This window comes from Sphingobium sp., from assembly GCF_041987595.1.
Lineage (GTDB): Bacteria > Pseudomonadota > Alphaproteobacteria > Sphingomonadales > Sphingomonadaceae > Sphingobium.
Genome location: NZ_JBHIWJ010000033.1, coordinates 37,337 through 43,560, shown reverse-complemented (window position 1 = coordinate 43,560; position 6,224 = coordinate 37,337). Strand labels below are relative to the sequence as shown.

Below are 6,224 nucleotides of genomic sequence, written 5' to 3'. Positions count from 1 at the left end.
CAGGTCTCCATCGTTCAGACGGGTGAAGGCGCCGGGATAGGGATGACCCACCGCCCGGATCAGGCGCAACACATCCTCCGCCGGTTGGCGCCAGTCGATCAGCCCGTCGCCGGGCGTCCGCCGGGCCGCCCATGTGGCGCAGCTTTCATCCTGCGCCGATCGCGGCATGTCTCCGGCCGCGAGCCGGTCGAGCGTGCGATCCAGCATCACGGCCAGCGCATGCATATGTTTGGCGTAGAGGGAGGCCGCCGTCTCCGTGGGCGCGACATGGAAATATTGCTGGTCGACGATGTCGCCAGTGTCCGTGCCCGCATCGATCCAGAACAACGATCCGGCGGTGATCGGCTCGCCTTGAAGGATGGTCCAGGGAATGGCGGCCCGTCCGCGCAGGCGGGGGAGGGCGGCTGGGTGATAGCCGATGACCCGGTCGGAGAAGAGGTCGCGAAAGGCGGCCCCGCAAATCTGCGACCAGCCCATGACGAACGCCATGTCGGCTGCTGCCTGCGCCATGGCGGTCAGGGCTTCGTCCCGGTTGATGTTGTCGACATGGATGACCGGACAGCCCTGCGCCCGCGCGGCCGGTTCCAGATCGACAAAGTCGGAATGACGTCCCGCAAAGGCGGGGTCGAGCGTGACGACCGCCGCCAACTCCCAGCCCGGATGCCGCATGATCGCGTCGAAGGCGACCCCGGCGGTTTCAACGGCCCCAATGAGGAGGGCGCGCTTCGTCGACATGCCAGTTGATCCTTTTTTCGCCCGCTATCACCACCAGCAGCGTGCGGGCCATGATCTGCGCGTCGAGCCATGCCGAGCGGTTGCGCACATACCAGAGGTCGAAGCGCAGCTTTTCCTCGACGGTCAGCAGCGTATTGCCGCTGACCTGGGCGAGGCCGGTTAGGCCGGGCCGAACCCGTCCGCGCTCCGCGCCATCTTCGCGCATGGCGGCAATGGTCTGCGGCAGCAGGGGGCGTGGGCCAACAAAATCCATGTCCCCCCGCGCAATGTTCACCAGTTCGGGCAATTCATCCAGCCGCGAGCGGCGCAGGAACTGGCCGAGAGCCGTCACCCGCAACGCGTCCGGAAGGGGCATGCCCTTTGCGTCGTGCAGGTCCCGCATGCTGCGGAACTTGATCATGGGAAAGACGTGCCCGCCCTGTCCGCTGCGCTGCTGACGGAACAGCACCGGCCGTCCCATGCTCAACAGGACGAGGCCCGACAGCAGGAGCAACAGGGGCGCCAGCAGGATAAGGAGCGCCAACGCTGCCAGCGCCGCCGGTCGAAGGCGCGCCTTCATATGCGCTCCGGCCTCAATGGCGAGGGTTGGGGCGCCGGGACCGGCGCCGTCGCGAGGCTGTTCCTGTGCAACTGCATGACGTCGAGCAGCAGCCTGTTCACCTTATCCACATCATAGATATCGGTTGCCGTCCGCCGCGCAGCCTGCGCCATCGTCCCGAGCTGCACGGGATCGGCTATCATCCGCTCCATCGCGGCGGCCAGCGCCGGGGCATTGCGGGGCGGCACCAACAGGCCGTTCACGCCTTCCCGGATCGGCTCGCGGCAGCCGGGCATATCGGTGGTGATTACAGGCCGCCCGGTCGCCAGCGCTTCCAATATCGTGCGCGGCAGCCCCTCGCGATAGAAGGAGGGAAGCACGAAGACATGCGCCGATGCCAGGAACGACCGAACATCGCGCGTTTCTGGCAGGAACTCGATCGGCCCGGCCGTCCGCCATTGCTCCAGGTCGGCGTTGCTGTAGCCGGTCGGGTTTTCGTTTTCCGGCCGGGTCAGCAGCAGGAAGCGCACATCCTTGCGCGTTTCCCGGATGATCCGCGCCGCCTCCACATATTCGCCGACGCCCTTGTCGCGCATCAGGCGGCCGATCATCAGAAAGGTGAAGGGACCTTCAGGCAGGGGGCGTTCGGCAAAATACCGGATGTCGATGCCGGACCCCGGCACCTGCAGGACCGGCTGGTCCGGCGCTACGATGCCGCTTTCCAGCATCACGCGGTGATCGTCGCCGTTGAAGACGAAGATGCAACCCGCCTTGCGGACCGCCGCGCGGTAGAGCCGTGAAACGGTTGCCCGCAGCCAGCGGCGCCCGTCAGCTTCCTCGCTGAACACATAGCCGAGGCCGCTCATGATAGCGAACAGGCGCATGCCGCCAAGCAGTCGCGTCGCCAGCCCGCCATAGATAATCGGCTTTTGCGTATAGGCGATCACGACATCGGGCCGTTCCGCCCGCAGCAACCGGATATAATGGAACAGCGTGCGGGCATCTTGCAGCGGGTTGGTGCCGGTGCGCGCCATCGGCGTCCGGCGGAAACCCACGCCCATTGCGGCGAGCCGGGCCAGTATTTCGGGTTCTTCATCGGGCGCGGCTGCGATGACTTCATGCCCCTCCGCAACCATCCGGGCAATCAGCGCGCCGCGGAAATTGATCAAGGACCATGCGAGACTGGAGAGGATCACGACTTTCACTGGCCCATTATCCTCCCGTTTGCATTGCATGGCAGGGGGTATCACAGCCTGGGCCGCGCCCGCCGGGTGCATCGGTAGATTACCCCTTTGAGGCAGAAGCGGCCCTTCCGCTCCCGCCTGTCACCAGTGTCCGCCTCTCCCGGAACGGCGATATAGCCCTAATGGGATGTCACCGGCTTCGCTGGGGTGCGGCATGGGATAAAGGATGATAGCTGATCGACCGATTACGGCGAACCACCTGTTTCTATAGCTTTATGACCACCGGCGATTGTGTGGTCGGGCTGTAGACGGTTGGTCACGGCCGTTTCCCCCCAATCCGATTCATGCAGTCGCCGGACCATGTATCGGAGACATCGGAATGCCGAACATCGCGCCGGCCAGGCAGGACGCAACAATATTGGACGGGGCAACGCCGCCCGTGACCATGTGGCCGCGTCTGGAGGCTGCGATCCGCGCCTTCGCCGCGCAAAATCCGACCCGCTTCTGGGCGTTGCGTCTGGCGACCATCCTGATGCTCGACGCGCTGATCATGCTCGGCAGCTTTTCGCTGTCGCGTCTGATCCTGTCCGACCTGACCATGCCGCAAACGCTGCACGAACCATGGTTCACTGCGCTGTTCATCGGCGCCAATCTGGCGGCGCTGTTCGTCATCGGGACCTATCGGCATAGCTGGCGTTTCGTATCGATCGGCGATGCCCTGCCGCTGGCGATCAGCCTGCTGATCAGCAGCTGGCTCATCTGGATGATCACGGCGGGTCTGCTGGTCCCCCAGAAAATGTATCGCGGGCCGATGACGGTGTTCCTGACGGTCGACGTGCCGCTTACCGTCGTTGCCCTGCTGGCTGCGCGGGTTGTCCGGCGCGCCTTTTTCCGGCGGGTCCGGTCTGCCCGGCTGCGCCGTTCGGCGCAGGCGCGGCGGCGGATATTGCTGCTGGGGGAGCTGGACTGGGCGCGAGTGATGGCGGATCTTGTCCCCACCGACGCCAACAGCGGGCTGGAGATTGTCGGCGTCATCTCCTTTGACGGGCATGAGCGGCGGCTGCATGTCGGCGGGCTGCCGATCCTGGGGTCGCCCGACATGCTGCCGCAGATCGTGGCCGATCTCGATCGGGCAGGGAGGCGGCCGGTCAGCCTGGTGGTGCAGGAAAGCAGCGAACGGCTCGACCGGCAGCAGATATTGCGGATCGCGTCTCTGGCCGAGCAGGAAAATCTGGTCGTTTCGCGTTTCCGCAATCCCTGGACCAGCGCGGCCCCCCTGAACGGCGATCGCATGGCGATCGAGAAGATGCCGCTCGCCGAGCTGCTTGGGCGGCCGGAAATCACCGTGCAGCACAGCTATCTGGAGCGGGTCGTCACCGGCGCGCGAATCATGGTGACGGGGGCAGGCGGCACGATCGGCGGCGAACTGGTGCGTCAGCTTGCCCATTACGCGCCGGTGGAGATCGTACTGCTCGATCACAGCGAATATAATCTCTACGCCATAGAAATGGAGGCGCGGGAGAAATTCCCCCATGTCCGCTTCCACGCCGAGCTTTGCTCGATCCGTCAGCGTCCGGCGCTCTGGCAGGTGTTTGAGCGGCGGCGGCCCGAAATCGTCTTCCATGCCGCGGCGCTCAAACATGTGCCGATGGTGGAGGCCAATCCCTGCGCCGGGGTGCACACCAACGTGCTGGGCACGCGCAACGTTGCCGATGCGGTGTGCGAATTCGAGGCGCGGGCGATGATTCAGGTGTCGACCGACAAGGCGGTCAATCCTGTCGGCCTGATGGGCGCGACCAAGCGGCTGGGCGAACTTTATTGTCAGGCGCTTGACCTGATCGGCAGTTGCGATCCCGACAGCCCGCGTTTCCTGACCGTGCGTTTCGGCAACGTGCTGGGGTCCAGCGGATCGCTGATCCCGTTGTTCCAGCATCAGCTCGCCAGCGGCAAACCGCTGACCGTTACCCACCCGGATATCGAGCGCTTCTTCATGACGGTGCAGGAGGCCGTGCTGCTGATCCTGCAAAGCAGCGCCCGTGCACTGGAGACGGATTCGGAACGCGGCACCATCTTCGTTCTCGACATGGGCGAGCCGGTCAAGATCGTCGAGATCGCCCGGCGCGTCATCCGCATGGCGGGACTGCGGCCGGAGATCGACGTGCCGATCAAGTTCATCGGCCTGCGCCCAGGCGAAAAATTGTTCGAGGAACTGTTCGACACCAGTGAGGACAAGATCGAAAGCGCCATTCCCGGCATTTTCGAAGCGATGCCTTCGCCCATCCCGCTCGAAATGCTGGTGGAAGGTTTCGGCCAGCTCGCCCGGCTGATCGCGGCAGGGGATGCGGAAGAGCTGGTCAGGCTGACCCATGAGATGGTCGCGGCTTCCGCCAGTTCGCGCTGGGCGGAGATTTTGCGGCGGCTGGCGGCGGAAAGCAGCGACACGCTGTTCATGATGCCGCGCCCGGCGGAACCGTCCGCCGCGCTGCCTTCCTCGCCGCCCCACTTCCCTCGCGATGTCGCCTGATCCCGCTGGAGTGACCTCATGATGCAAGCCGCCCCTGCCCAAGCCCCGATCCAGCTTCGTCTCAGTCCGCTCGATCATCCCCAACTGCGCTGGCCGCAGCATGAGCCGGATGAAGTCGCCGCGGTCGCCCACATTCTGGAAAGCGGCCGGGTCAATTCCATGGTCCATGGCGAACAGACCCGTGCATTCGAACAGGAATTTGCTGCCTTTTGCGGGGTGCCCCACGCCATCGCGGTCAGCAACGGCACGGTTGCGCTGGAACTCGCGCTGCGGGCGCTGGGCGTGGGACCGGGCGACGAGGTGATCCTGCCATCGCGAAGTTTTTTCGCCAGCGCCGCCTGCATCGTCGCTGTCGGTGCAACGCCTGTCTTCGCCGATATCGATCCGGTCAGCAACGCCATCGATCCAGCCTCGGTCCGCCGCATGCTCAGTCCGCGCAGCCGGGCGATCCTGTGCGTCCATCTGGCGGGCTGGCCATGCGACATGGCCGTGCTGCGGGCGCTGGCCGACGAAAAGGGGTTGTGGCTGGTGGAGGATTGCGCACAGGCGCATGGCGCGACGCTGCATGGCCGTCCGGTCGGCAGCTTCGGGGATGCCGCTGCCTTCTCCTTCTGCACCGACAAGATCATGTCGACCGGCGGGGAAGGGGGGATGGTCCTGTTGCGCGACGACGCTCATTGGAAGCGCGCCTGGGCCTATAAGGACCATGGCAAGAATCCGGACAAATTCTTTGCCGTCGCGACGGGCAACGGCTTTCGCTATCTGCATGACAGTTTCGGCAGCAACTGGCGCATGACTGAAATGCAGGCGGCCATCGGCCGTCTGCAACTTGCGAAATTGCCAGCCTGGCTCGACCGGCGGCGGCGCAATGCGCAGGTGCTGATGCGGCTGCTCGGCGACGATCCCGCGGTGGAGGTGCCGCATGTTCCGGCGCCGGTGGGTCATGCCTTTTACCGGCTTTACGTGACCATCGCCGCCGACCGGCTGGGTGAAACGGGGACGGCGCCAATCGTCGACCGGATGGCGCGCATGGGCATGCCGGTGGGCAGCGGTTCGTGCGCCGACATGACGCGCGAAGCCGCCTTTGCCGGGATGGACGTGCGCCGCGACGGGGGGCTGCCGGTCGCGCAGGATCTGGGGCGCCGCAGCATCGCTTTCCCGGTCGATCATCTGCTGGACGAAAATGACATGCATCGCCTCGCCAATTGCCTCGAAATCGCAATGGCCGAGCTGCAAGGCTGAC

General features: G+C 65.2%; 5 protein-coding genes. 2 read left to right on the top strand and 3 right to left on the bottom strand.

Translation table 11 applies throughout. The features are described 5' to 3' along the window. The 3 genes from ACFC3J_RS10740 to ACFC3J_RS10730 form a co-directional block, all read right to left on the bottom strand. A partial coding sequence (locus ACFC3J_RS10740; protein ID WP_375196159.1) for a formyltransferase family protein occupies positions 1-735 on the bottom strand: 735 nt, incomplete at its 3' end. Beyond that, a complete protein-coding gene (locus ACFC3J_RS10735) occupies positions 698-1,294 on the bottom strand; it encodes a sugar transferase (RefSeq protein ID WP_375196158.1) in 597 nt (198 codons plus the stop codon). The genes ACFC3J_RS10740 and ACFC3J_RS10735, both read right to left, overlap by 38 nt. Beyond that, complete coding sequence (locus ACFC3J_RS10730; protein ID WP_375196157.1) at positions 1,291-2,478, bottom strand: glycosyltransferase family 4 protein; 1,188 nt, start codon at positions 2,476-2,478, stop codon at positions 1,291-1,293. The genes ACFC3J_RS10735 and ACFC3J_RS10730 overlap by 4 nt, the downstream gene beginning before the upstream one ends. Positions 2,479-2,836: 358 nt before the next feature. Between ACFC3J_RS10730 and ACFC3J_RS10725 the strand changes: the two genes are divergently transcribed. Together ACFC3J_RS10725 and ACFC3J_RS10720 are read left to right on the top strand one after the other, a co-directional pair. Continuing rightward, a complete protein-coding gene (locus tag ACFC3J_RS10725; protein WP_375196156.1) occupies positions 2,837-4,981 on the top strand; it encodes a polysaccharide biosynthesis protein in 2,145 nt (714 codons plus the stop codon). Between the two features lie 18 nt (positions 4,982-4,999). Beyond that, positions 5,000-6,223, top strand: coding sequence for a DegT/DnrJ/EryC1/StrS family aminotransferase (locus tag ACFC3J_RS10720; protein WP_375196155.1), 1,224 nt, complete (start codon positions 5,000-5,002; stop codon positions 6,221-6,223). Position 6,224 lies beyond the last annotated feature (1 nt).